Annotated in this window: 19 protein-coding genes; 5 read left to right on the plus strand and 14 right to left on the minus strand. The window is 71.5% G+C overall.

The genetic code is table 11. The features are described from left to right. Positions 1-40: 40 nt before the first annotated feature. The 10 genes from ACS5PM_RS27070 to ACS5PM_RS27115 form a co-directional block, all read right to left on the minus strand. Positions 41-1,849 carry a diguanylate cyclase domain-containing protein gene (locus ACS5PM_RS27070; protein ID WP_439390986.1) on the minus strand — a complete coding sequence of 603 codons (1,809 nt, stop codon included), beginning with the start codon at positions 1,847-1,849 and terminating at the stop codon, positions 41-43. 10 nt (positions 1,850-1,859) lie between these two features. Then, on the minus strand, positions 1,860-2,909 hold the full coding sequence (locus tag ACS5PM_RS27075) for an ABC transporter substrate-binding protein (protein ID WP_439390987.1): 1,050 nt from the start codon (positions 2,907-2,909) through the stop codon (positions 1,860-1,862). 78 nt (positions 2,910-2,987) lie between these two features. Then, the gene (locus tag ACS5PM_RS27080) at positions 2,988-3,563 is read right to left on the minus strand and encodes a DUF4337 domain-containing protein (RefSeq protein WP_439390988.1); all 576 of its coding nucleotides are present in this window, start codon (positions 3,561-3,563) and stop codon (positions 2,988-2,990) included. Positions 3,564-3,567: 4 nt separating this feature from the next. Continuing rightward, positions 3,568-4,080, minus strand: a complete 513-nt coding sequence (locus ACS5PM_RS27085) for a dihydrofolate reductase (RefSeq protein ID WP_439390990.1) — start codon at positions 4,078-4,080, stop codon at positions 3,568-3,570. 109 nt (positions 4,081-4,189) lie between these two features. Beyond that, positions 4,190-5,338 carry an MFS transporter gene (locus ACS5PM_RS27090; protein WP_439390991.1) on the minus strand — a complete coding sequence of 383 codons (1,149 nt, stop codon included), beginning with the start codon at positions 5,336-5,338 and terminating at the stop codon, positions 4,190-4,192. Positions 5,339-5,367: 29 nt separating this feature from the next. Further along, complete coding sequence (locus tag ACS5PM_RS27095) at positions 5,368-5,982, minus strand: hypothetical protein (protein WP_439390992.1); 615 nt, start codon at positions 5,980-5,982, stop codon at positions 5,368-5,370. 3 nt (positions 5,983-5,985) lie between these two features. Then, entirely contained in the window at positions 5,986-7,464 is a 1,479-nt protein-coding gene (locus ACS5PM_RS27100; protein ID WP_439390993.1) for an aspartate aminotransferase family protein, read from the minus strand. A 5-nt stretch (positions 7,465-7,469) separates the two neighbouring features. Next, on the minus strand, positions 7,470-8,135 hold the full coding sequence (locus ACS5PM_RS27105) for a class II aldolase/adducin family protein (protein ID WP_439390994.1): 666 nt from the start codon (positions 8,133-8,135) through the stop codon (positions 7,470-7,472). Continuing rightward, complete coding sequence (locus tag ACS5PM_RS27110; protein WP_439390995.1) at positions 8,132-9,706, minus strand: xylulokinase; 1,575 nt, start codon at positions 9,704-9,706, stop codon at positions 8,132-8,134. Before ACS5PM_RS27110 ends, ACS5PM_RS27105 begins: the two co-directional genes overlap by 4 nt. 130 nt (positions 9,707-9,836) lie before the next feature. Continuing rightward, positions 9,837-11,213: a TolC family protein gene (locus ACS5PM_RS27115; RefSeq protein WP_439390996.1), complete on the minus strand. Its 1,377-nt coding sequence runs from the start codon at positions 11,211-11,213 to the stop codon at positions 9,837-9,839. An 81-nt stretch (positions 11,214-11,294) separates the two neighbouring features. Between ACS5PM_RS27115 and ACS5PM_RS27120 the strand changes: the two genes are divergently transcribed. The 5 genes from ACS5PM_RS27120 to ACS5PM_RS27140 are packed head-to-tail and all read left to right on the plus strand — an operon-like array spanning position 11,295 to position 18,191. Further along, positions 11,295-11,849 carry a TetR/AcrR family transcriptional regulator gene (locus ACS5PM_RS27120; protein ID WP_439390997.1) on the plus strand — a complete coding sequence of 185 codons (555 nt, stop codon included), beginning with the start codon at positions 11,295-11,297 and terminating at the stop codon, positions 11,847-11,849. Between the two features lie 12 nt (positions 11,850-11,861). Next, on the plus strand, positions 11,862-12,989 hold the full coding sequence (locus tag ACS5PM_RS27125) for an efflux RND transporter periplasmic adaptor subunit (RefSeq protein WP_439390998.1): 1,128 nt from the start codon (positions 11,862-11,864) through the stop codon (positions 12,987-12,989). Beyond that, positions 12,989-16,060: an efflux RND transporter permease subunit gene (locus tag ACS5PM_RS27130; RefSeq protein WP_439390999.1), complete on the plus strand. Its 3,072-nt coding sequence runs from the start codon at positions 12,989-12,991 to the stop codon at positions 16,058-16,060. The genes ACS5PM_RS27125 and ACS5PM_RS27130 overlap by 1 nt, the downstream gene beginning before the upstream one ends. Then, entirely contained in the window at positions 16,057-16,794 is a 738-nt protein-coding gene (locus tag ACS5PM_RS27135; protein WP_439391000.1) for a MipA/OmpV family protein, read from the plus strand. Before ACS5PM_RS27130 ends, ACS5PM_RS27135 begins: the two co-directional genes overlap by 4 nt. Before the next feature lie 8 nt (positions 16,795-16,802). Further along, positions 16,803-18,191 carry a patatin-like phospholipase family protein gene (locus tag ACS5PM_RS27140; RefSeq protein ID WP_439391001.1) on the plus strand — a complete coding sequence of 463 codons (1,389 nt, stop codon included), beginning with the start codon at positions 16,803-16,805 and terminating at the stop codon, positions 18,189-18,191. Positions 18,192-18,210: 19 nt separating this feature from the next. On the opposite strand, the gene ACS5PM_RS27145 is transcribed toward ACS5PM_RS27140, so the two are convergent. Genes ACS5PM_RS27145 through modA form a run of 4 tightly spaced genes read right to left on the minus strand, consistent with a single transcriptional unit; the run spans position 18,211 to position 21,531 of the window. Then, on the minus strand, positions 18,211-19,014 hold the full coding sequence (locus ACS5PM_RS27145) for a TOBE domain-containing protein (RefSeq protein ID WP_439391003.1): 804 nt from the start codon (positions 19,012-19,014) through the stop codon (positions 18,211-18,213). After that, positions 19,011-20,093, minus strand: coding sequence for a molybdenum ABC transporter ATP-binding protein (modC, locus tag ACS5PM_RS27150; protein WP_439391004.1), 1,083 nt, complete (start codon positions 20,091-20,093; stop codon positions 19,011-19,013). The genes ACS5PM_RS27145 and modC overlap by 4 nt, the downstream gene beginning before the upstream one ends. Beyond that, positions 20,090-20,779 (minus strand): molybdate ABC transporter permease subunit, encoded by a 690-nt coding sequence (gene modB / locus ACS5PM_RS27155; RefSeq protein WP_439391006.1) that lies wholly within the window; start codon positions 20,777-20,779, stop codon positions 20,090-20,092. The genes modC and modB overlap by 4 nt, the downstream gene beginning before the upstream one ends. Beyond that, positions 20,776-21,531 (minus strand): molybdate ABC transporter substrate-binding protein, encoded by a 756-nt coding sequence (gene modA / locus ACS5PM_RS27160; RefSeq protein ID WP_439391007.1) that lies wholly within the window; start codon positions 21,529-21,531, stop codon positions 20,776-20,778. Before modA ends, modB begins: the two co-directional genes overlap by 4 nt. Positions 21,532-21,585: the final 54 nt, after the last annotated feature.

Consider the following 21,585-nt stretch of genomic DNA (forward strand, 5'->3'; position numbering starts at 1 on the left):
GTGACCGCCCGGGGGGTGCCCGGCCGCCCGGCTGCGCTGCTCAGCGGCGCTCTTCGATGCCCCGATCGGCGCCTGGTTCGGCAGGCGCCGATCGGGTGCTGTCGGCCAGGCAGATGCGCATGCGTCCCTCGGACTTGGCGCGGTACATCGCCTGGTCGGCCGCCGCGATAAGTTCGATGTCGGTGGCGCCGTCCCTGGGGAAGCGGCTGGCGCCGATGCTCGCGCCGCAGGCGAGGTCGCGCTCGGCGTGAGGCACGGGCTGCGACAGCACCTCCAGCACCTTGTGCGCGACGGCGGCGATGGCGTCTTCGTCGGCCGGGCCCTCGATCAGCACGATGAACTCGTCGCCGCCGATGCGCGCCACCGTGTCCGCCTCGCGCACCACGTGCTTCAGGCGCTGGGCGAGCGTGCGCAGCACGTGGTCGCCCGCGGCGTGGCCGAGTTCGTCGTTGATGGTCTTGAAGTTGTCGAGGTCGATGTAGAGCAGCGCGAGCTCGGTGCCGGAGCGGCGCGCGTGGGCCATCGCATGCTCCAGCCGGTCGAGGAAGAAGCGGCGGTTGTGCAGGCCGGTCAGGCTGTCGTGGCTGGCCAGGCGGTCGAGCTCGCCCTGCTTCTGCTCGAGCTTGGCGAACTGGGCGCGGATCTGGTCCTGCATGTCGCCGATGCTGCGCGCCAGCAGTCCGATCTCGTCGGATCGATCGCTGGGCAGGCGGGCGCCCGGCCGGCCTTCGGGGAAGCGCCGCACCGCATCGACCATCTGGTGCAGCGGCCGCGTGAGCGCCCTCGCGAGCAGCGCGGCCAGCAGCACCGCCAGCGCACTGAAGGCGACGACGATTCGCACGCTCACGCGGCCCAGGTCGTCGCTGTCCTTGAGCACGACGGCCAGCGGCTGCGCCAGGCCGAGGATGAACTCGTCCTCGTGCCGCAGCTCGCTCATCGGCTGGCGCACGAAGGCGGCCACCACCGGCGCGCCGCCGGCCGGCGTGGCCGTGGTGACGAGCTCCTGGCGCCTGTCCTGGCTGTCGCGGATCATCGCGGCCGCGGCGGGGAAGGTGTCGGTCAGCCGCGCCACCTGGCCGCGGTCGAAGGCGAAAGCCTGGCTCGGATCGGGGTGGATCAGGAAGTCGCCGGCCGAATTCGTCAGGTACAGCTGCAGGCCGGCGGGCAGGTCGCCCGCGAGCTGGGCGAACAGGCCGTTCAGGTCGACGTTGATGACCACCACGCCGCGCGCCCGGCCGTCGGGGTCGTGCACGGGCGCAGCAACCTGCAGCGCCGGCTTGCCCAGCCCGGCATGCGCGCCCACCTCGTGGTTGATCGCCGGGGCCGAAACGTAGACCGTGCCCGGCGGCAGGCGCAGCGTCTCGAACACGTAGGGGTAGTGGCCTTTTTCCTGCAGATCGTCGCCGCGCACGCGCACCAGGCCGTTCTCGTCGCGGTCGATCCGGATGCGCTCCAGGCCATGGTCGGTGACGTCGATCAGGCGCATCTGGAAGTACTCCGGATGCGTGTCCAGCATGCGCTCGAACAGCAGCGCGACGTTGGTCTCGCTGCGCTCCTGCAGCTGCGGGTCGACCCGGGCCAGCAGGCGCGCGGCCTGCGGGTGCTCGGCCAGCAGCCTGACGTCCCGTGCCGTGCCATTGAGCCCGACCGCGAGTTGGCGCACCAGCACGCGCGTGGCGGTGAGGAGCCTTTCCTCCGCACCGTCGACCAGCATCTCGCGGCTGGCCGAATAACCGTAGTAGCCCGTCAGGCCGGCCGCCAGCACGCCCACCGCCGCCAGGGCGAGCCCGAGCCGCCAGGCGATGCCGGTCTTCATCGAGGCCCCTCGCGGCCGCGACCAGAACGCCATGAGCCGATGCTCATGGCGCCAGCACCTTCGACGCGCGGTCGCCAGAACGCACGCGCGCCCAGAGCGTCTCGCGCCGGTTGGCGTCTTCCACCGGTTCGAGCCAGATCAGCCGCACGTCAGGCTGGCTCGCGGCAGACGCCGTGGTGGTGCTGGCCAGGCCCTGGTGCTCGACGAGGAGCTTGCTCGCCTGGTCGCCGAGCAGTTCGTCTATCCATGCATGGGCCAGGGCCGGGTCGCGCGCGCCGCGCGTGATCGCCCAGCAGTCGAGCCAGGCGAGCGCGCCCTCGCGCGGGATGGCGTAGCCGGCGTCTATGCCCTGGCTCTTGAGCAGATGGAGCTGCTGGGTGCCGTAGTTGGCGTACATCAGCGCGGCGCCGTGCCGGCGGAACAGGCTGATCGACTCCTCGGGCTGGTTGTAGAAGCCCAGCACGTTGCGCCGCAGGTCGATCAGGGCCTCGACGGTGCGCGGCCACAGGGCCTGGTCGATGCGGAAGGGCGATGCGGCGCCGAGCTTCTGCGCGGCGAGCGAGAAGTTGTGCGTTCCGCCGCCGTAGACGATCACCTTGCCCTGGTACCGCGGATCCCACAACGCGCCGATCGAGGTCGGCGGGACGCTGATCTGGCGCCGGTCGTAGATCAGGCCCATCTCCGAATAGGTGAAGGGGATCGCGTACGTCCGGGCGCCAGCGGCCTGCTTGTGAACGAGCCCGGGGATGGCCTCGCGCAGGCGAAAGCGCGGCTGCTGGTGCTCGGTGTTGGGGATCTTCTCGGGTGCCAGCGGTTGCACCAGGCCGGCCTGGATGTAGCGCTGCAGCTCGGCGGTGTTCACCGCGAAGACGTCGAAATCCTGGCCGCCGTGGGCGTTGAGTCGCTGCCACATGGACTCGTCGGTGTCTATCACCGTCAGCTCGACGCGGGCGCCGGTGCGGGCCTCGAAGCTGCGCACGACCTGCGGCTCGGCGTAGCCCGGCCAGGCCAGCACGCGCAGCACCGCAGGGCCGGCCGCGGCCGTGCCCGTCGCGGCGGACAGCACCGCGGCCGCGACCAGCCACTGCAGCATCACCACCATCCGGCCCACGCGCACCCCCTGTTGCCGCTTGATCTTAGGGCTGGGTCGTGCGGCAGGCCATGAAATAGCTCACACGTGGAACCAGGCCAGCACGCCCACGAGCACGCCGGCGCCGCCCAGGCCCAGGGTGGCCCACTCGAGCCAGCGGCGCTTGGTCAGCAGGGCGATGGCCGCCATGGCGATGGAGATCTGCAGCGCGGTGGTCGCCTGGGCCCAGCGGTGGTGCTGGTGCATCTGCGCCTCGCTGGCCTCGTCCCTCTCCTTCGACTCGGCGTCCAGCCGCTCGGCTTCTTTCTTGATGTCGTTCTTCTCGGTCTCGTAGCGGTCGACCTTGGCCTGGTAGGCGTTGCGCTTGTCCTCGGGCGCCAGGTCGCGCGCGAACTCGGCCAGCGACTGCTTGGTGCTCTTGGACTGGTAGTAGGCCCACTGGTTGGCCGCCTCGGTCTTCTTGATCGCCGCCTCGTTCTTCAGCAGGCCGGCATTGGCCTGGGTGGCCCCGCCCTGGTAGGCGAAGAGCGCGCCGACGGTGGCCAGGATGGCGGTAATGACGGCCAGCTGGCCGGCCATGCCGTCGGGGTCGTGCTGGGCGGCGTGCTCCAGCTCGTGGTCGTGCGGGCCGTGCACGTGGAAGCCATGCTCGGACATGTGTTCAGCTCCTGGGCGCCGCGCGCCGGTAGGTGACGAAGGAAAAGTCGAAATCGTTGGGCGGCGCGGCGCGGTGCCGCTCGCGTGCGATCTCTGCGAATGCGCTTCTGTCGAAGGCGGGGAAGTGCGCATCGCCCTCGAAATCGCGCTCGACCTCGGTCAGCAGCAACTCGTCCGCCAGCGGCAGGGCCTGGCGGTAGATCTGCTCGCCGCCGATCACGAAGACGCGCGGGGCGCCGCCCGCCCGTGCCAGCGCGAGCGCCGTGTCGAGGTCGGCCACGACCTCCGCGCCCGGCGCTTCGTAGCCGGCCTGGCGGCTCAGCACGAGGTTGCGCCGGCCCGGCAGCGGGCGGAAGCGCTCGGGCAGCGACTGCCAGGTCTTGCGGCCCATGATGACCGGCGCGCCCATGGTGGCGGCGCGGAAGTGCTTCAGGTCCTCGGGCAGCTGCCACAGCAGCCGGTTGTCGCGGCCGATCACGCCGTTGCGGGCCACCCCCGCGATGAGGGTCAGGTCCATCGGTGCGGTGCGGAAGGGCAGGGGATGTTCATGCGCGGTCTGTCGGTCTGGCCGCGACGCAGGCGGCCGGCGGGAGACGCGAATTATCCCCAGGACGGGTGAACGGACGCTAGGCGGCGGCCATCGCCGAGCGCCGGCGCGCCCCCATCACCATCATCGCGCCGGCGACGGCGAAGGCCGCGGCCAGCATCGGCACCGGCGAAGCGTCCTCGCCGCTGACCAGCAGCGACGCGATCAGGGGCCCGAAGGCGCTGCCCAGCAGCTGCGCAGCCGGCACCAGCATGGCCAGGCGGCCGCTGGGGTCGACGCGGAAGGCCACGGCGATCTGGAAGGGGAAGAGGAAGAGCCAGGCGAAGCCGAAGGCGGCACACGCCAGGCCGAAGGCGAGCTCCCCGCCGGCCTGTGAGCCGAGAGCGAAGACGGCCAGAAGCACTGAGCCCACCGCGAGCACAGGCAGCACGGGCAGGCGCCGCACGGCGGCCGTCGAGGCCAGGCCGCCCAGCACCTGCATCACGAGCACGCCCGAGATCAGCGTCTGCGCCGCGCGCGCGTCCAGGCCGGCGGCCTTGCCCAGCGGCTCCAGGTAGGCCCAGAAGGCCCCGATGGCGGCCAGTTGCAGGAACACCATCGCCAGCGGCAGCACGGTGACGGCGGACCAGCGGAAGCCCGACGCTGCCGGGGCCGCCAGCGCCTGCAGCCGCGCGGGCTGGATGAAAGCCAGCGGCAGCGTCAGCAGGGTGAGCACGGCCAGCGCGGCGAAGCCGGCTCGCCATCCGCCGTGGGGCAGCACGGCATTGGCCAGGGCCGCTCCCACCAGGGCTTGCGCCAGCGTCTGCGTGACGAAGAAGACGCCGCCCAGGCGGGCGGGATCACCAGTGCGGACGATGACGCCGGTCGCGCCCCACACCAGCACGCCTTCGGCCAGCCCGGCCGCGGCGCGCACGGCCAGCATCTGGCCGTCGCCCCGGGCCCACAGGGTGGCCACGTCGAGCGCCACCGACAAGAGCGCCGACGCCAGGGCGATCCGCCTCAGGTGCGACCAGGGCAGCAGCGCGTCCCCCAGCAGGATGCCCAGCCCGAGCCCGACGATCTCGCCCATCGCCACCAGGCCTACGCCCTCCAGGCTCACGACCTGGCGCTCGACCAGCTCGCCCAGCAGGATGGGCTGCAGGCCGATCATCAGCACGGCCAGGGTGCCGATGGCCAGCGCCGCGGCGATGTGGCGGCGGGTCAGGGGTGCGGTGGCGTCGAGGGACATGCGTGCATCCTGTCAGTGCGTCTGCGAGGTCAGTAGCCCCTGCTTTCCTCCGGCAGCAAGCCCTGGGCCAGGCGCGCGGCGGCGCGGCCCTGGTCCTTCCGCAACCGCCCGTTGGCGATGTGGCGAACCCACCAGGGCAAGGGCTTCACCGGCCCGCCCGCGGCGGCGGCCAGCACGTAGGCCTTGGCGCACTTCTCGAACAGCTCGGCGTTCAGCGCGAGGCGGGAGCCGGTGGTGCCGAGGCACACCGTCACGCCGTCGACCAGCAAGGCGTTGCCGCCCGCTCGCAGTGAGGTGACGAAGGACTCTGTGCTGCGGACAGCCGGGCCCATGCGGCCCAGGTGGCGCGCCTGCTCGTCGAAGACCTCGGGCATGCGGCCGCCGAAATCCGCCAGGCAGGCCCCGAAGACGCCGCCGCCCACGGCGATGGCGCCCACGTCGGGCCGGGCCGCGTAGAGGGCCGTGTGCAGCGGCACATCCGCCAAGCGGCGGGGCGCTTCGTCCGCCGCGGCGCCGAACCACAGCTCGCCGCTGCCCGGGATGCGCAGCGACACGCCGGCGCCCGCGCCACGCAGCAATTGCCGCGCCGCGAGCCGGTCGCGGATCTCGATCCACAGCGCGCGCAGGGTGGTGTCGATGCCCATGTTTCAGACCAGCTTGAACACATCGTCGAAACGGTTCAGCGCGTCGTCTATCACCTCGTCGGTGTCTGCCAGGCTGGTGTAGATGCGGCTGCCGGCCAGCGTGACGAGGCCGTGCGCTGTGTAGGCAGCGCCCATCTCCTCCATCATGTGCTTGCGGCGCTTGGCCTCGTCCTTGGCGCGCAGCAGTTTCCACAGGCTGCTGGTGTCCAGCAGCAGCACGCCGGAGGTCTGCAGGTGCACGATGGAGCCGACGTTGTAGGTGACGTAGGGCAGGCCGCGGCGCTCGATGATCTCGGCCAGGCCGCGGCACAGGCGGTCGCCGGCACGGCCGGCCACGCCGGCGGCGTCAAGCCGCTCGGCCTCCAGCAATGCGTGGTAGCCGGCCACGCAGGACAGCGGATTCGCCGACAGCGTGCCGCCCACGAAGGCGCGCCGAGCCGTGGTGCCAATGCCTCCGACGAGCAGCATCATCACGTCCTTGCGGCCGCCAATGGCGCCGGCCATCGGGTAGCCGCCGGTCAGGCACTTGCCCAGCACGGTGAGATCCGGCATGACGCCGAAATAGGCCTGGGCGCCGCCCATGCCCAGCCGGAAACCGGTGACCACCTCGTCGAAGACCAGCAGCGCGCCGAACTCGTCGCACAGCGCCCGCACCTGGGCGTTGTAGTCGCGGTGCACGGGCCGGGTGCCACTCTCCGGGCCTATCGGCTCCAGCAGCACGGCCGCCGTCCCGCCGCGAAGGCGGTTGAGTTGCAGCTTGCGACGCAGGGCCTCCAGGTCGTTCGGGAGGCACTCCTGGGTGTGGGCGGTGGCGCCGCGGGGGATGCCCACCGCCTCCATCCGGCCGGTGTTGGGCAGGCGCATGCCGTAGACCAGCTGGTCGCTCCAGCCGTGGTAGGCCCCGCCTATCTTGATGATCCACTTCTTCTTGGTGTAGGCCCGCGCCAGGCGCACGGCGCCCATCACGGCCTCGGTGCCCGAGCCGAGCAGGCGCACCATCTCGACGGCCGGCATCGACCGGCACACGAGTTCGGCCAGCTTGACTTCGTACTCGTGCAGCAGGCCGGTGACCGGGCCGCATTCGTCGAGCACCTGGTTCACCCTCTGCCGCACGGCCGGGTGGTTGGAGCCCAGCAGCGTCGGGCCGCCGGCCTGCAGGAAGTCGATGTAGCGGTTGCCGTCGACGTCCGTCATGTGGGCGCCGTGGGCATCGGCAATGGCCAGCGGGAAGGGGTGGTTGAAGGCCAGGTTGTGCTGCACGCCGCCGGGGATGACGGCCTGGGCGCGCTCGGCCAGCCGCCTGGAGCCCTGGCAGCGCTCGTCGAAATAGCGCATCACCTGCGCCATCCCCGCGGGGCGGATGGGGCGCATGGGCTGCTTCACCAGCGCGTCGAGCCGGCGGTAGAGGTCATCGACATCGGGCCAGGCCGAGATGGCGGGGCGCGCCGCCGTGGCGGTGTGGATGGGGGCGAGATCGCTCATGGTGTTCAGGGGTGGGTGGCTGCGGCAGCCGGCGCTGCCAGGGCGTCGGCCACGCGGGCCAGCGCGGCCTTCAGGGCCGGCGCGCGAAGCGCTTGACCCCTCATCAGGCCGAGCAGGTGCTGGCGGGCCAAGGTCTCCAGGGCCTCGACGGCTTGCACGGCCGCTTCGGTGCTGGTGCCGCAGCACAGCACGCCGTGGTTGAGCATCAGGTAGGCATTGAGCTCGGGCCGCAGGGCGCGGCCGAGCTTGGCGGACAGCCAGCCCGTGCCCGAAGGCGCATAAGCGACGATCGGGACCGTGGGCCCCAGCGTGCTCCGCAGCGCCTCGTCACCGACCTTCAACGAGCGGCCCAGCAAGGCACATGCACTGGCCACCGGCTGGTGCGTGTGGACGCTGCACTGGACGTCGGGCCTGGCACGGAGCACGCGGGCATGCAGGCCCGATTCGACGGAGGGCGTGCGCTCGCCTTCGACGCGGGCTAGGTCGGCCAGGCGCAGCACGCACACGTCGGCCGGTGTCATCGCGAGGTAGTCGGTCGCCGAGGGCGTGACGGCGAAGTGCCGCTCGTCGATGCGCAGGGCGATGTTGCCGCCGGTGCCGGCGAGATAGCCACGCCGCGAGAGCGCCAGGCACAGCTCGACCACGGCATGGCGGGCGTCGGCGACTGTCATGAAGATCTCCCATCGTGCGCATTCAATCGGCGGTACAGCGGCCGCAGCCGGGCATGCACTTCCTTGAAGGTGGCGAACTGGTCGTCGTGAAGGCGCCGCAGTGAGCGCGAGGGCTCGAAGATGCGGCGCTCGCGGCGAACAGCCCTGAGCTCGTCGAAGGTCGTCGCGCCCATGCCCACCGCGGCAATGAGCGCCGCACCGATGGCGTTGGCCTGGATGGGCTGGCTGGCCTGGCGGATGGGGCGGCCGGTGACGTCCGCGATGATCTGGCACCAGACATCCGACTGGGCGCCGCCGCCGACCGCGGCGATCGGGCCATCGCCGGGCCGGCCCAGCAGGCGCGAGAAGGGCTCCATCATCCAGCGCGTGTTCAGCGCCACCCCCTCGAGGAAGGCGCGGAAGACGTCCTCGCGGGTGTGCTCCAGCGACAGGTTGAGCAGGCCGGCGCGCAGGTGCGGGTCGTCCACGGGCGTGCGCTCGCCGAGCAGCCAGGGGGTGTAGATCAGGCCGCGGGCGCCGGGCGGTACGCGGGCGGCGATCTGGTTGAGCACCTCGTAGACGGCGGGCTGCTCCTCGTCGCTCGCCAGCTCGTCGGGGTGGTAGAGGATGCGGTCGCGCAGGAAGGACAGGTTGGCGCCCGCGGTCGACTGCAGCGCGATGGCGAGATAGCGCCCCGTCACCGCGCAGGGGATGGCGGCGATCTTGTGCCGCACATCCGTCTTCATGAACGGCACGTGGGCGCCCAGCCAGGAGGAGGTGCCGAGGTAGAGGTGGGGATCGAAGTCGCCCACTGTGGCGCCGACCGCGACCGCAGAGGTATCGACCGCTCCCGCGACGACGACGGTCAGCGCGCTCAGCCCCAGGCTGTCGGCCACGCCCGGCAGTAGCGGCCCCAGCACGTCGGTCGACTTGACGATGTCGGGCAGCTTCTCGCGGTCGATGCCCAGCAGGGCCAGCAGCCGCTCGTCGTAGCGCGGATTCGAGGCGTCGCGGTTGTCGGTGACCCAGGTCGTGAGGATGGAATCCTGGGTCGTGCAGAACCGGCCGGTCAGGCGCAGGTTCATGTAGTCGAGCACGTTGAGGAAACGGTGGGTGCGCTCGTAGCGCAGCGGCTCCTCGTCTCGCAGGTAGGCAATGTGCCCGGCCGAATCCTTCCCCGAAAGCGAGGGCGCGCCACCGGTCAGCCGGATCCAGCGCCACAGCTTGAGCGGGCCATAACCCTCGATTTGCACGACACGCCCGCGCACGCGCCGGCGGATGGCGCGTGCGCCGCGCGCATCGAGCCAGGTCAAGGCACGGCCCAGGGGCTCGCCGGCGCGGTCGACGCAGACGGTTCCTTCGGTCTGTGCCGAGCAGCACACGGCGACGACGTGGCGCCGCCGCGAGGCCTCGGCACCCAGGATGCGGCCGGCGGCGGCCAGGAAGGCGGCCCACCAGGCCCTCGGCTCCTGCTCGGCCAGGGCGCCCTGCACGTGCAGCTCCACCGGCTCGAAGGCCCAGTCGCGCACGGTGCCGCCCAGCGTCACCAGGGCGCACTTGCAGCCCGAGGTCCCGAGGTCGACGGCGAGCACGAGGCGCTCGTCGGGCGGTCGAGGTGGCGGAGCAGAGGTCATTCGAAGAAAAGATAGTGATGACTATATTAACGCCATCGCGGCCGCTGTCGGTGGCCGGTGGCCCTAGGGCAATCCCGCGGAAGGCGGTTCAGACGCGACCGGCGAATGCGCGCCGGATCGCCACCGCGGCCGCCAGGCGGCTGCCATCGGCCTGGGCGAGTGCGTCGCGGGCACGCAGCTGGCTGCGCTCGGCATCGAGCACGGTGTCCACGCTGGCCTGGCCGGCCTCGAACAGGCGCCGCGCGCGCAGGGCCGCCGACGAGGCGCTGTCGGCGGCCTGCTGCAAGTCCGCCGCGCTGGCGGTGGCCGTCGCGTACTGCAGCAGCACCACCTTCGCCTCGACCATCGCCGACAGCATCGACCTCTCGTAGGCCTGCAGCGCTTCGTCGGCCTGCGCATCGCGGGCCGCGATGTTGGCGCGGATGCGCCCGCCGTCGAGCAGCGGCAGGGTCAAGGACACGCCGTAGCCGATGACGACCGTCGAGCCGGTGCTGCCGCCCTCGATGGCCAGGCGTTCGTCGCGGCCCGACCAGTCGAACTGGATGCGTGGATAGACGTCGCGCCGGGCCATGCCCAGGCGCAGCAGCGCGGCCTGCGCAGCACTGGCCTGCTGCTGCACGTCTGGACGGCGTGCGAGCAGGTCCGCGTCGAGGGCGTCTGGCGGAGGTGCGGGCTGGCAGGCATCCTCCGGCGTCTCGATGACCTCGGGCAGCTCGTCTCGTCCGATCAGCAAGGCCAGCTGCTTCAACCGCACCTGGCGCGCGCCGGCCAACTGAAGCGCAGCGGCCTGTTCGCTTCGCCACTCGGCCTGCAGCCGGTCAAGATCCAGGCGCGTGAGCTGCCCGGCGTCGAAGCGCCTGCGTGCGGCACCGAGCGCCTGGTCCAGCGAGGCGACGATTCCGCGGGCGAGCGCCTCGCGCCGGGCCAGCGTCGCGGCTTCGAAGTAGGCCGTGGCCACTTCTGCGGCGAGGCCGATCTCCAGGGCCTGACGTGCCCGTTCAGTGGACTGCGCATCGGCTTCGGCAGCGTCGCCAGCGGCAGCGAGGCGGCCGAACAGATCGGGCTCCCAGCTGGCGCGCAAGCCCGCGGCCAGCACCCGTGCCTTGGGATCGGCGGCGGAGTCCCGGCCGCCCCCGGCGCTGGCGGCCAGGCCGAGCTGAGGCAGGCGATCCGCCTGGGCGCCATCGGCCAAGGCACGAGCCTGCTTCACGCGCGCGGCGGCGATACGCAAGTCATGGTTGTCGCGCAGGGCCGTGGCGATCAGGTGGTCCAGCGCCGGGCAGCCGAAGTCTTGCCACCACGGGCCCTCCCCGCCCGGCAGCGCCGCCGGAGTGGCCTGCGCAGCGATGGACGGCGGCCTGGGCTCCGGGATCGCGGCACAAGCCGTCGTCAGCAAGGCAGCGGCGGCGAGGGCAAGGGCAGGGTACGCGACGAAGGGGGAAGCTCTCTCGGAGGCGAAAAGCATGTTGGGGAACTCATTGACGTGTCGGTCGAATCAACTGTACTATACGTACAGTATAGTTTCCACCGAGAAGGAGATCCCGAGATGGCCAGCAACCCAGCCCGTGGCAGTGGGCGTGAGCGATTGCTCGAAGCCGCGGCCGCGATCGTTTCCGAGCAAGGCGTGCACGAACTGACGCTGGAGGCCGTGGCCGCCGCGGCCGGCGTCACCAAGGGAGGCCTGATCTATCACTTCAAGACCAAGGACGAGCTGCTCGGCGCGCTGGTCGAGACCATGATGGCCCAGGTCGAAGAGCGCAATCGCGCCCATGCGGCCGCCCGCGGCGCCACCACGGGCGCCCTGCTGCAAGCCTTCATCGACGAAACCTTCGACATGCCGCCGGCCGAGAAGCAGCTGATGACCAACCTGCTGGCGGCCGCTGCGGCCTACCCGCATCACATGGCGCCGGCCCAGCGGCTTTTCGATCGCCTCTATGGCGAGTTCGCTGGCGCCGGCCCCAAGGCCGGCCTGGCGCTGGTCATCGCGGCCGCCCTGGACGGCATCTCGCTGCTCGAACTGATGAACCTGCACCAGTTCAGCGAAAGCCAGCGCAAGGCCATGCGCCGTGCGCTGCAGGACCTCGCGCAGACCTTGAACTAAGCCCCCGCCACCATGTTCCCAGACCGCCTTTCGGCGGCGCTCGCAGGCGCCGCCGTGATCTCGTTCGCCCTCTCGATGGCTGCGTGCTCGGCCGATGCGCCGCCGACCGCGACCGCACCACGCCCCGTGAAAGTGGAAGCCGCCGGAGAGGGCGCGGCCGCCACGCCCGAAACCTTCATCGGCACCGCCCGGGCCCGGCAGCGCGCCGAGCTCGGCTTCGAGGCCGGCGGCCGCCTGGCCGCGTTGATGGTCGATGTCGGCGACCGCGTCCGCGCCGGCCAGGTGCTCGCCCGGCTGGAAAGCGCACCGGCCCGCTGGCGGCAGGACAAGGCGCTGGCCGACCGCGCCGCGGCCACGGCTGCGCTGGCCGAGCGTGAGACCCAGCTTCGCCAGCACGAGGCGCTGGCGAAGGACGGGATCATCTCGTCCACCGCGCTCGAATCGGTTCGTACCCAGCAGCAACTGGCGGCCAGCCAGCTGCAGGGGGCCGACGCGGTCCTCGCGCTCGCCCAGCGCGAGCTGGCACTGGCCAGCATCACCGCGCCCTTCGATGGCGAGATCGTCGCCCGGGCTGCGCAGGCTCATGCGGATGTCGCACCCGGCCAGGTGATCCTGCAGCTCGAATCGCCGGCCTCGCTGGAGGTGATCGTGATGCTGCCCGAGGCGGTGGCCGCCCGCCTCGCGCCGGGCCAGCTTGCAGCCGCGACCGTCTCGCCGCCGGCCGGCGATGGCAGGCCCCTGCCGCTGCGCCTGGCGCGCCTGTCGCCGCGCAGCGAGAACGGCTCGCTGATGCAGGCGGTGTTCGAGGTCACGGCCCGTGGCGCCGCCCTGCACAGCGGCAGCGTCGTGGCGGTGGAGTTGCCGCAACCCGCCGTGGCGCAGCTTTCCCTGCCCGCGGCCGCCGTGTTGCCCGGCAGGCAACGCAGCGCCGGAAGCGTCATGGTGCTGGACGTTGCCAAAGGCCGCGTCGAGAAGCGTCAGGTCACGCTGGGCGGCAGTGTGCTGCCCGGGGGGCGAGTGCCCGTCACCAAGGGGCTGACACAGGGCGAACTGGTGGTGGTCGCCGGCGCGGCCTTTCTCACCGATGGCGAGGCGGCCGTGCGACTGCCGCAGCAGACCCTGCTGAGCGAGGCCCGCTGATGAGGCTCACCGAATCCGCCCTGGGCGCCAGCCGCCTGACGCTTTTCGCGGCGCTGCTCGTGCTCGTGGCCGGTGTCTTTGCCTTCCTGCGATTCCCCTCGCAGGAAGAGCCCTCGACGACCATCCGCGACGCGATGATCTTCGTCTCCAACGCCGGCCTGCCGGTCGAGCGCATGGAGCAGCTGGTGGCCCGCCCGCTGGAGGAGAAGCTTCGCGAGCTGCCCGAGCTCAAGCACGTCGCGAGCACCGTGCGCACCGGCACGGTCATCGTCCAGGTCACCATCGACGAAAGCCAGCAGGAGCTGGCGCCCGTCTGGCAGAAGGTGCGCGCCAAGCTGGCCGAGGTGACGCCGCTGTTCCCCAGCGGCACGCTGCCGCCGCAGGTCAACGACGACTTCGGTCGCGTGGCCGTGGCCTCCATCGCCGTCACCGCACCCGGCTTTCGCATGAGCGAGATGCGCCAGCCGCTCAAGCGCCTGCGCGACCAGCTCTATGCGCTGCCCGGCGTGCAGAGCGTGAGCTTCCACGGCTTGCAGGACGAGCGGGTCTACATCGAGTTCGACCGTGCGCGGCTGGCCGGACTGGGCCTGGGTGCGCCGGCCGTGCTGCAGCAGTTGCAACAGCAGAACGTCGTGCTCTCGGGCGGCCAGGTGGTGCTGGCCGGCCTGAACAGCGCGCTCGTGACCTCGGGCGAGATCGCCTCCCTGCAGGCGCTGCGAGAGTTCGTGCTCAGCGTGCCCGACACCGCCGGACGGCCCGCGGCGATGGTGCGCCTGGGCGACATCGCGCAGGTGCGCGCCATGCCGGCAGACCCGCCGGAGACGGCCGCCATCTACCAGGGCGAGCCGGCGGTGGTGCTGGGCGTGGCGATGCGCGAGGGCCAGAACGTGCAGGCCTTCGGGCGCGCGCTGAAGGCCCGCGTGAGCGAGCTGCAGCAGGCCCTGCCGGCCGGCTTCTCGCTCGACTACGTGACCTTCCAGGCCGACGTGGTTCAGCACGAGATGGGCAAGATGAACCGCGTGATGCTCGAGACCATCGGCATCGTGATGACGGTGGTGGTGCTCTTCCTCGGCTGGCGTGCGGGCGTGATCGTGGGCAGCATCGTGCCGCTGACCATCCTGGGCACGCTGATCGCGATGAAGGCGCTGCACATCGAGCTGCACAGCGTGTCCATGGCGGCCATCATCATCGCCCTCGGGCTGCTGGTGGACAACGGCATCGTCATCGCCGAGGACATCGAGCGCCGGCTGGCCGCCGGCGAGGAGCGCCGCCAGGCCTGCATCCAGGCCGGCCGCAGCCTCGCCGTCCCGCTGCTCACCTCGTCGCTCGTGATCGTGTTCGCCTTCTCGCCGTTCTTCTTCGGCAACACCTCGATCAACGAGTACCTGCGGCCGCTGGTGATCGTGCTCGCCTTGGCGCTGCTCGGCTCGTGGCTTCTGTGCCTGACCGTCACGCCGCTGCTGTGCTTTCACTTCCTGAGGGCACCGGTGCACGCCGCGGCCGAGGGCCATGGCGAGCCGGACAGGGAGTCCGCCTTCTACCGCGGATACCGCCGGCTGATCCACTGGGTGCTGGACCACAAGCCGGCCTTCCTCGGCGCGATGGCGCTGCTGCTGGCCGGCGCTCTGTGGCTGCTGTCCACCGTGCCGGCCGGCTTCCTGCCCCAATCCGACCGCCCGCAGTTCCAGATCTCGATCGAGCTGCTGCCGGGCAGCGATGCGCGGGCCACGCTGGCCAAGGTTCAGGCGATCAGCCGCTGGCTCGGCGACAAGAAGGCCAACCCCGAAGTCACGACCAGCATTGGCTACGTCGCCGATGGCGGGCCGCGCATCATCCTGGGGCTGAACCCGCCCCTGCCGGCCTCGCACATCGGGTACTTCACGGTGGGCGTGGCCTCGCGCGAAGACCTCGATCCGGTGATCGAACGCACCCGCGCCTGGCTGGCCACCGCGAATCCCGAAATCCGCGCCGAGGCCAAGCGCTTCTCGCTGGGCGCCAGTGACTCCGGCACCCTGGCGTATCGCCTCAGCGGCCCGGACGACGGCGAGCTCAAGCGGCTGGGCGAGCAGCTCCAGGCCGAGCTGCGCCGCGTGCCCGGCGTCGTGGGTGTGCGCGACGACTGGGACCAGCGCGTGCCGCGCCTGGACGTGCAGATCGACCAGCGCCGAGCGCGCCGCCTGGGCGTGACGAGCGAGGACGTGGCGACCTCGCTCGGCGCGCGATTCACCGGCATCGACGTCTCGGTGCTGCGCGACGGCGACACCCTGGTGCCGGTGATCCTGCGCGGCTCCGAGGCCGAGCGTCAACGCCCCGAGGACCTGGCCAACACGCTCGTCTACCCGTCGAGCTCAGCGGCGCCGGTGCCCTTGTCGGCGGTGGCCGAGGTTTCTCTCTCCTCCGAGCCTTCCGTGATCCGCCGGCGCGACCTCAGCCGCACGCTGACCGTGCAGGCCCGTAGCGAGCAGCTCACCGCCCAGCAGGTGGTGGACCGGCTCGCGCCCGCGGTCTCGGCGCTGGCGCTGCCCGCGGGCTACCGCATCGAGCTGGGCGCCGAGATCGAGGAGGCGGCCGAAGCCAATGCCGCGCTCGGCCAGTACCTGCCGCACGCGATGGTCGCCATGCTGGTGCTCTTCGTCTGGCAGTTCGGCTCCTTCCGCAAGTTGGCGCTCATCCTCTGCATCATTCCCTTTGCCCTGATCGGCGTGGCGCCGGCGCTCAAGCTTTCGGGTGAACCGCTGGGCTTCATGGCGAACTTCGGCCTGCTCTCGCTGGCCGGGATCATCGTCAACAACGCGGTGCTGCTGCTCGAGCGCATCGAAGCCGAGCTGCACGCCGGGCGCAGCCGCCGTGAGGCGGTGGTGACGTCTGCCGTGCAGCGCCTGCGTCCCATCGTGATGACCAAGCTGACCTGCGTGGCCGGGCTGGTGCCCTTGCTGCTGTTCGGCGGCGCGCTGTGGTCCGGCATGGCCATCACCATCATCGGCGGCCTGGCCCTGGGCACGCTGGTCACCCTCGGCCTGGTGCCGGTCCTCTACGAACTCCTCTTCCGGCGATCCGTTCTCCCCTCATGACCAAGACAAAGAACTCGCGCCTTCTCTGGCTGGCCCTTTCGACGCTGTGGCCCGCGGCCCACGCCTGGGCTGAAGATGCCGCACGCTTCACGGGCGATGTCGGTGCCGGCGTCGTGCACAGCACGTCCGCCGTGCGTGGTGCGGCTTCGCAGACCACCGCGATCCCCTACCTGAACTTCGAAGCCGGCCGGGCCTTCGGCCGCATCGACACCTTCGGCGTCCGCGCCGTTCCCTTCGCCGCAGGGGATGTGGAGTTCGTCGCCCAGGTCCGCGGCGACGGCTACAAAGTGGCCGGCCTCGACGAGCGGGACGACCCGATCCCGATCGGCGTGGGCACGCTGCAGATCACGCCCTTCGGTGCCTTCGGGGTGCATGCGCTGAACGACCTGGGCCACTCGCACGGCTGGCTGCTGCAGCTTCGCTACCTGGCGCGCTTCACCCTCGGCCCGGTGACGGTCTATCCCGAGCTCGGAGTGGAAGCGCAGTCCAGGCGCTACGCCGGCTACTACGCCGGCACCACGGCCGCCGACGCCGCGCTGCTGGGCCGCCGCTACCAGCCCGGCGCGGCGGTGAACCCCTACGTGGGCCTGCTGGTCGAGGCCGGCCTGTGTGGACACTGGTACCTTGACGCCTACCTGCGCCACACCAGCCTGGACCGCGAGATCACGCGCAGCCCGCTGATCGACCGATCACGCAGCCAGTCGGCCCTGGTGGCGCTGGCCTATCGCTTCTGAAGATCCTGATGCCTGTTTCCCTCCTGAAGCGCTCCGCCACGGCATGGCTGGCCTGCGCCGCGCTGGCCCTGCTCGCCGGCTGCTCGACGACGCGCCCTTGGCAGAACCTGCCCGACACCCGCGGCGAGCAGCCCTCGCCGGCGGTGCCCGAGGCGCTGCGCCGCGCCGAGTCGGCCCGCTCCATCGTCGCGGCGGTGACGCTGTCGGGCGGCGGGGCGCGTGCAGCGGCCTTCGGCCTGGGCGTGCTGCGCGAGCTGAAGGGCACGCGCTTCGAGTGGGATGGCCGCCAGACCACGCTGCTGGACGAGGTGAGCCTCGTCAGCGGCGTGTCCGGCGGCAGCGTGCTCGCCGCCCACTTCGCGGCCTTCGGCGACGAGACGCTGGATCGCTTCGAGCACGACTTCCTGCTCGACGATTTCGAGTTCGGCCTCGTGGGCACCGCCCTGTCGCCCCGCAAGCTCTACCAGCTCGGTTCGCCCTGGTACGGCCGCAGCAACGTCCTGGCCGAACGGCTGGATGTGCTCTACCGCGGCCGCACCTTCGGCGACCTGCGCAACCGGCGCGGCGGCCCGGACCTGCTGGTCACGGCGACCGACCTGACCACCGGCTCCGCCTTCGAGTTCAGCCCCGAACAGTTCGCCCTCATCTGCTCGGACCTGGACAGCGTGCCGCTGTCTTTCGCCGTCGCCGCCTCCTCGGCCGTGCCCATCCTGCTGACGCCGGTGACCTTGCGCAACCACGCCGGCCAGTGCCCGCGCCCGCGCGAGGTCGACCATGCCGCAGCGCCGTCCGACAACTTCCGCGCCCGGCTGTTCCAGAACAGCGCCCGCAGCTACCTCGACGCGAGCGAGCGGCCCTATCTGCACCTGGTCGATGGCGGCCTGGCGGACAACCTCGGCGTGCGCGGCCTGCTCGACCGGATGCTCGTCGGCGGCTCTATCGACCAGCCGTTTCGCGACGTGCCCCCCGGCACCATCCGGCGGCTGGTGCTGGTCGCGGTGAACTCCGAGCGCGACATGGCCGAGCGCATAGACAAGACCGACCGCGTGCCCTCCACGGCCCAGGTGATGGATGCGCTGATCTTCGGCGCCGGCTCGCGCGGCACGCAGGAGACGCTGGCCATCCTGAACGACGACATCCGCCGGTGGGCCGAGCAGCTGCGCAAGCAGCGCGGCGCGGCGGGCAGCCCCTTCGCGGCCGATGCGGAGATCCATGTCATCAGCGTGAGCCTGCGTGACGTGCCGGACGAGGAGGAGCGGCAGCTGATGCTGCAGGTGCCCACGGCCTTCACCATCACGCCGGCCGACGAGCGCCGGCTGCAGGAGGCCGGGCGCGCGGCGCTGCGCGCGTCGGCCGAGTACCAGCGGCTGAAGGCCAGCCTGAAGGTGGCCGATTGAGGGCCGTTGACGGTGACGTTCAGGCCTGCGTCGCGACCATCACCGAATAGGCCTTGAACACGGCGGTGGCCGGGCTGCCGACCTTCAGGCCCAGCGCTTCGACCCCTTCGTTCGTGACGGTCGCCGTGATCACCGAGCCGCCCGGCAGCGTGACGACGACCATCGACGAGACAGCGCCCGTCTCGATGCGCGAGACCGTGCCCGCCAGCTGATTGCGCGCCGACAGCTGCCAGCCGGCGAAGTCGGTCACCAGCACGATGGCCGAGGCCTTGACCAGCGCCAGCGCTTCCTTGCCCTTCTTGAGCTTGAGCCGCCTGGCCGCCGCGGCGGTCATGGTGGCCGTGATCTCGTCGCCCGACTTCAGCGCGATCGTGACCTCGGCCGAGACCGGGCCGATGTCGACCGCGCCGACGATCCCGGCGAACTGGTTGCGGGCGGTGGTCTTCATCGACATCCTTCTGAGCAGCCCGTGCAGGGCCGGGTGGCGGGCCAGCTTCTCCTCCTGCGTGCGCAGGAAGGCCTGGTGCTCCGATTCGAGTTGACGCCAGGCCTGCAGCAGGCCCAGCGCGGCGGGCGTGAGGCGGGTGCCGCCGCCGCCGGCGCCGCCGGTGGCGGTTTCCAGCAGGGTCTCGTGGGCCAGGTTGCAGGCCGTCTCCAGCAGCAGCCAGGCGCCCTTGTAGCTGAAGCCCGCGGCGCGGGCGGCGCGGTTGATCGAGCCGGTGTCGTGCACCGCCTGCAGCAGCGCAAAGAAGCGGGCGTCGAGCCGGCCGGCCAGGCGCAACTCGCCGCTGAGGAGGGCGCCGTCGTGCCGGTTGGCCGTCATTCCAGCAGCGCCACCGTCTTGACCAGGGCCCACACCGGCAGGCCGGGCGCGAGCGACAGCGCGTGGGCGGAGCGGCGGGTCAGCCGCGCGACCACGGGCGCGGTGCTCGAGCCCTCGCCGACGCGCACGCGCACCAGCGCGAGGGCCGGGTGTTCGTCATCGGCGATGGCCTCGATGACGCCGCGCAACTGGTTGCCGATGCTGGTCGCGGCCTGCGGCTGGCGGGCCAGGCTCACATCGCGCGCCAGCAAGCGCACCCGCACGCGCTGGCCGAGCGCGCGCCCCGGGTCTCGGGCCCAGAGCGAGAACGCGCCGGTCGCGACGTCCAGCCGCGCGAGTTGCCACGCCGTGTCGCGCTCGGCCACCGTCGCATCGAGCACGACGCCCGCCGCGTCGCCCAACGGCAGGCTGAGGTCCAGCCGCGCGAGCATCTCGGCCACCGGCCCCTGCGCGCTGACGCGGCCGGCATCCATCAGCACGACGTGGTCGGCCAGGCGGGCCACTTCGTCCAGCGCATGGCTGACGTAGACGATGGGGATGGCGAGCTCCTCGTGCAGGCGATCGAGGTAGGGCAGCACCTCGGCCCTTCGCCGGGCGTCCAGCGCGGCCAGCGGTTCGTCCATCAGCAGCAGGCGGGGGCTGGTGGCCAGGGCCCGCGCGATGGCCACGCGCTGGCGCTCGCCGCCCGACAAGGTGACGGGCCGGCGGCCCAGCAGGGGCGCTATGCCCAGCAGCTCGATCACCTGCGGCAGCGGGATGCGTCGCTCGGCGACGGGCACGCGCTTCTGGCCGTAGTCGAGGTTGCGCTGCACGTCGAGGTGGGGGAAGAGGGCGGACTCCTGGATCACGTAGCCGATGGGGCGCCGGTGCGGGGGCACGAAGGTCGATCCGTCCTGCCAGGCCTCGCCTTCGACCACGACCCGGCCCTCGGCACGCTCCAGTCCGGCCAGCGCGCGCAGCACCGTGGTCTTGCCGCAGCCCGAGGGGCCGAACAGCGCGCTGACGCCGCGCGCCGGCAAGCTGAGCGACACGTCGAGCGTGAAGTCGCGGCGCGGCAGTCGCAGCTCGGCGGCGATCATCGGCCGGCCTCCTGTCCGCGGTGCGCGGCGGGCCGGTTCAACGCATAGAGCGTGACCAGCACCACCAACGCGAAGGCCACCATGAAGGCGGCCAGGCGATGGGCGTCGGCGTACTCCGAGGCTTCGACGTGGTCGTACAGCGCGACCGAGAGCACGCGTGTCGCCCCGGGGATGTTGCCGCCGATCATCAGCACCACGCCGAACTCGCCCACGGTGTGCGCGAAGCCGAGCACGCTGGCGGTGACGAGGCCGGGCCGCGCGAGCGGCAGGGCGACGCTGAAGAAGCGGTCCCACGGCCCGGCGCGCAGCGTGGACGCAGCCTCGAGCAAGTGCTCGGGCACCGCCTCGAAGGCCTGCTGCAGCGGCTGCACGACGAAGGGCATGGAGTAAAGCACCGAGGCCATCACCAGCCCGCCGAAGGTGAAGGGCAGGCGGCCCATGCCCAGTGCTTCCGTGATCCTGCCCACCGGCCCCTGAGGGCCCATCAGCACCAGCAGGTAGAAGCCGATCACCGTGGGCGGCAGCACCAGCGGCAGCGCGACGAGGGCCGAGCCCAGGGGCTTGAAGCGCGAGCGGCTGCGCGCCAGGGCCCAGGCGATGGGCGTGCCGATGACCAGCAGCAGCAAGGTGCTGACGCCGGCCAGTTCGGCAGTGATTCGCACCGCCTGCCAGTCGTTGGCGTTCACTTGAGTCCGTACCCGTAGCTCTGGATGGTGGCCTTCGCCGCCTCGCTTTTGAGGTAGGCCAGCAGCGCGGCGGCGGCGGGGTTCTTCTCGCCGGCCTTCAGCAGCACCGCGTCCTGCCGGATCTCACCGTACAGCGAGGGCGGCACCAACCAGTACGAGCCCTTCACCCCCTGCCCCGGCGAGGCCACCTGCGACCAGGCGACGAAGCCCAGTTCGGCATTACCGGTGGCGACGAACTGATAGGCCTGGGCGATGCTTTCGGCGGTGACCAGCTTGGGAGCGACGGCGCCGGCCAGTTGGCGCGCCTTCAGCACCTCCATCGCCGCGGCGCCGTACGGGGCCGTCTTGGGGTTGGCGATGGCGAGGTGCGCGAAGCCCCCCTTGCCCAGCACCGCGCCCTGGTCGTCGACGAGGCCCGGCTGGGTGCTCCACAGCGCCAGCTTGCCGATGGCGTAGGTGAAGTCGCTGCCGGCCACGGCGCGGCCCTCGGCGATCAGCTTCCTGGGCGTCTCGTCGTCCGCCGCGAGCAGCACCTCGAACGGCGCCCCCGCCGCGATCTGCGCGTAGAACTTGCCGGTGGCTCCGGACGAGACCTTGAGCGTGTGGCCGGTGGCGGCGGTGAAGGCCTCGCCGATGCGTGCCATCGGCCCGGCAAAGTTGGCCGCTACCGCGGCCTGGACCTCGCCCGCCGACACGGGGACGGAGATGGCGGCCGTCAAGGCCAGCGAGAAGAGGGCGAACTGACGCGCCATGAAGCCTCCTGGGCGGTCGACGGCAAAGGCCTCGACTGTACGACAGGAGTTATG

Source organism: Ideonella flava (assembly GCF_051857595.1).
Taxonomy (GTDB): Bacteria; Pseudomonadota; Gammaproteobacteria; order Burkholderiales; family Burkholderiaceae_C; genus Ideonella.

What these genes read in the sequence shown, in the direction of transcription:
- ACS5PM_RS27070 (WP_439390986.1), bottom strand. Translation starts at nt 1,849, where the DNA reads ATGGCGTTCTGGTCGCGGCCGCGAGGGGCCTCGATGAAGACCGGCATC.
- ACS5PM_RS27075 (WP_439390987.1), bottom strand. Translation starts at nt 2,909, where the DNA reads ATGCTGCAGTGGCTGGTCGCGGCCGCGGTGCTGTCCGCCGCGACGGGC.
- ACS5PM_RS27080 (WP_439390988.1), bottom strand. Translation starts at nt 3,563, where the DNA reads ATGTCCGAGCATGGCTTCCACGTGCACGGCCCGCACGACCACGAGCTG.
- ACS5PM_RS27085 (WP_439390990.1), bottom strand. Translation starts at nt 4,080, where the DNA reads ATGGACCTGACCCTCATCGCGGGGGTGGCCCGCAACGGCGTGATCGGC.
- ACS5PM_RS27090 (WP_439390991.1), bottom strand. Translation starts at nt 5,338, where the DNA reads ATGTCCCTCGACGCCACCGCACCCCTGACCCGCCGCCACATCGCCGCG.
- ACS5PM_RS27095 (WP_439390992.1), bottom strand. Translation starts at nt 5,982, where the DNA reads ATGGGCATCGACACCACCCTGCGCGCGCTGTGGATCGAGATCCGCGAC.
- ACS5PM_RS27100 (WP_439390993.1), bottom strand. Translation starts at nt 7,464, where the DNA reads ATGAGCGATCTCGCCCCCATCCACACCGCCACGGCGGCGCGCCCCGCC.
- ACS5PM_RS27105 (WP_439390994.1), bottom strand. Translation starts at nt 8,135, where the DNA reads ATGACAGTCGCCGACGCCCGCCATGCCGTGGTCGAGCTGTGCCTGGCG.
- ACS5PM_RS27115 (WP_439390996.1), bottom strand. Translation starts at nt 11,213, where the DNA reads ATGCTTTTCGCCTCCGAGAGAGCTTCCCCCTTCGTCGCGTACCCTGCC.
- ACS5PM_RS27120 (WP_439390997.1), top strand. Translation starts at nt 11,295, where the DNA reads ATGGCCAGCAACCCAGCCCGTGGCAGTGGGCGTGAGCGATTGCTCGAA.
- ACS5PM_RS27125 (WP_439390998.1), top strand. Translation starts at nt 11,862, where the DNA reads ATGTTCCCAGACCGCCTTTCGGCGGCGCTCGCAGGCGCCGCCGTGATC.
- ACS5PM_RS27130 (WP_439390999.1), top strand. Translation starts at nt 12,989, where the DNA reads ATGAGGCTCACCGAATCCGCCCTGGGCGCCAGCCGCCTGACGCTTTTC.
- ACS5PM_RS27135 (WP_439391000.1), top strand. Translation starts at nt 16,057, where the DNA reads ATGACCAAGACAAAGAACTCGCGCCTTCTCTGGCTGGCCCTTTCGACG.
- ACS5PM_RS27140 (WP_439391001.1), top strand. Translation starts at nt 16,803, where the DNA reads ATGCCTGTTTCCCTCCTGAAGCGCTCCGCCACGGCATGGCTGGCCTGC.
- ACS5PM_RS27145 (WP_439391003.1), bottom strand. Translation starts at nt 19,014, where the DNA reads ATGACGGCCAACCGGCACGACGGCGCCCTCCTCAGCGGCGAGTTGCGC.
- modC (WP_439391004.1), bottom strand. Translation starts at nt 20,093, where the DNA reads ATGATCGCCGCCGAGCTGCGACTGCCGCGCCGCGACTTCACGCTCGAC.
- modA (WP_439391007.1), bottom strand. Translation starts at nt 21,531, where the DNA reads ATGGCGCGTCAGTTCGCCCTCTTCTCGCTGGCCTTGACGGCCGCCATC.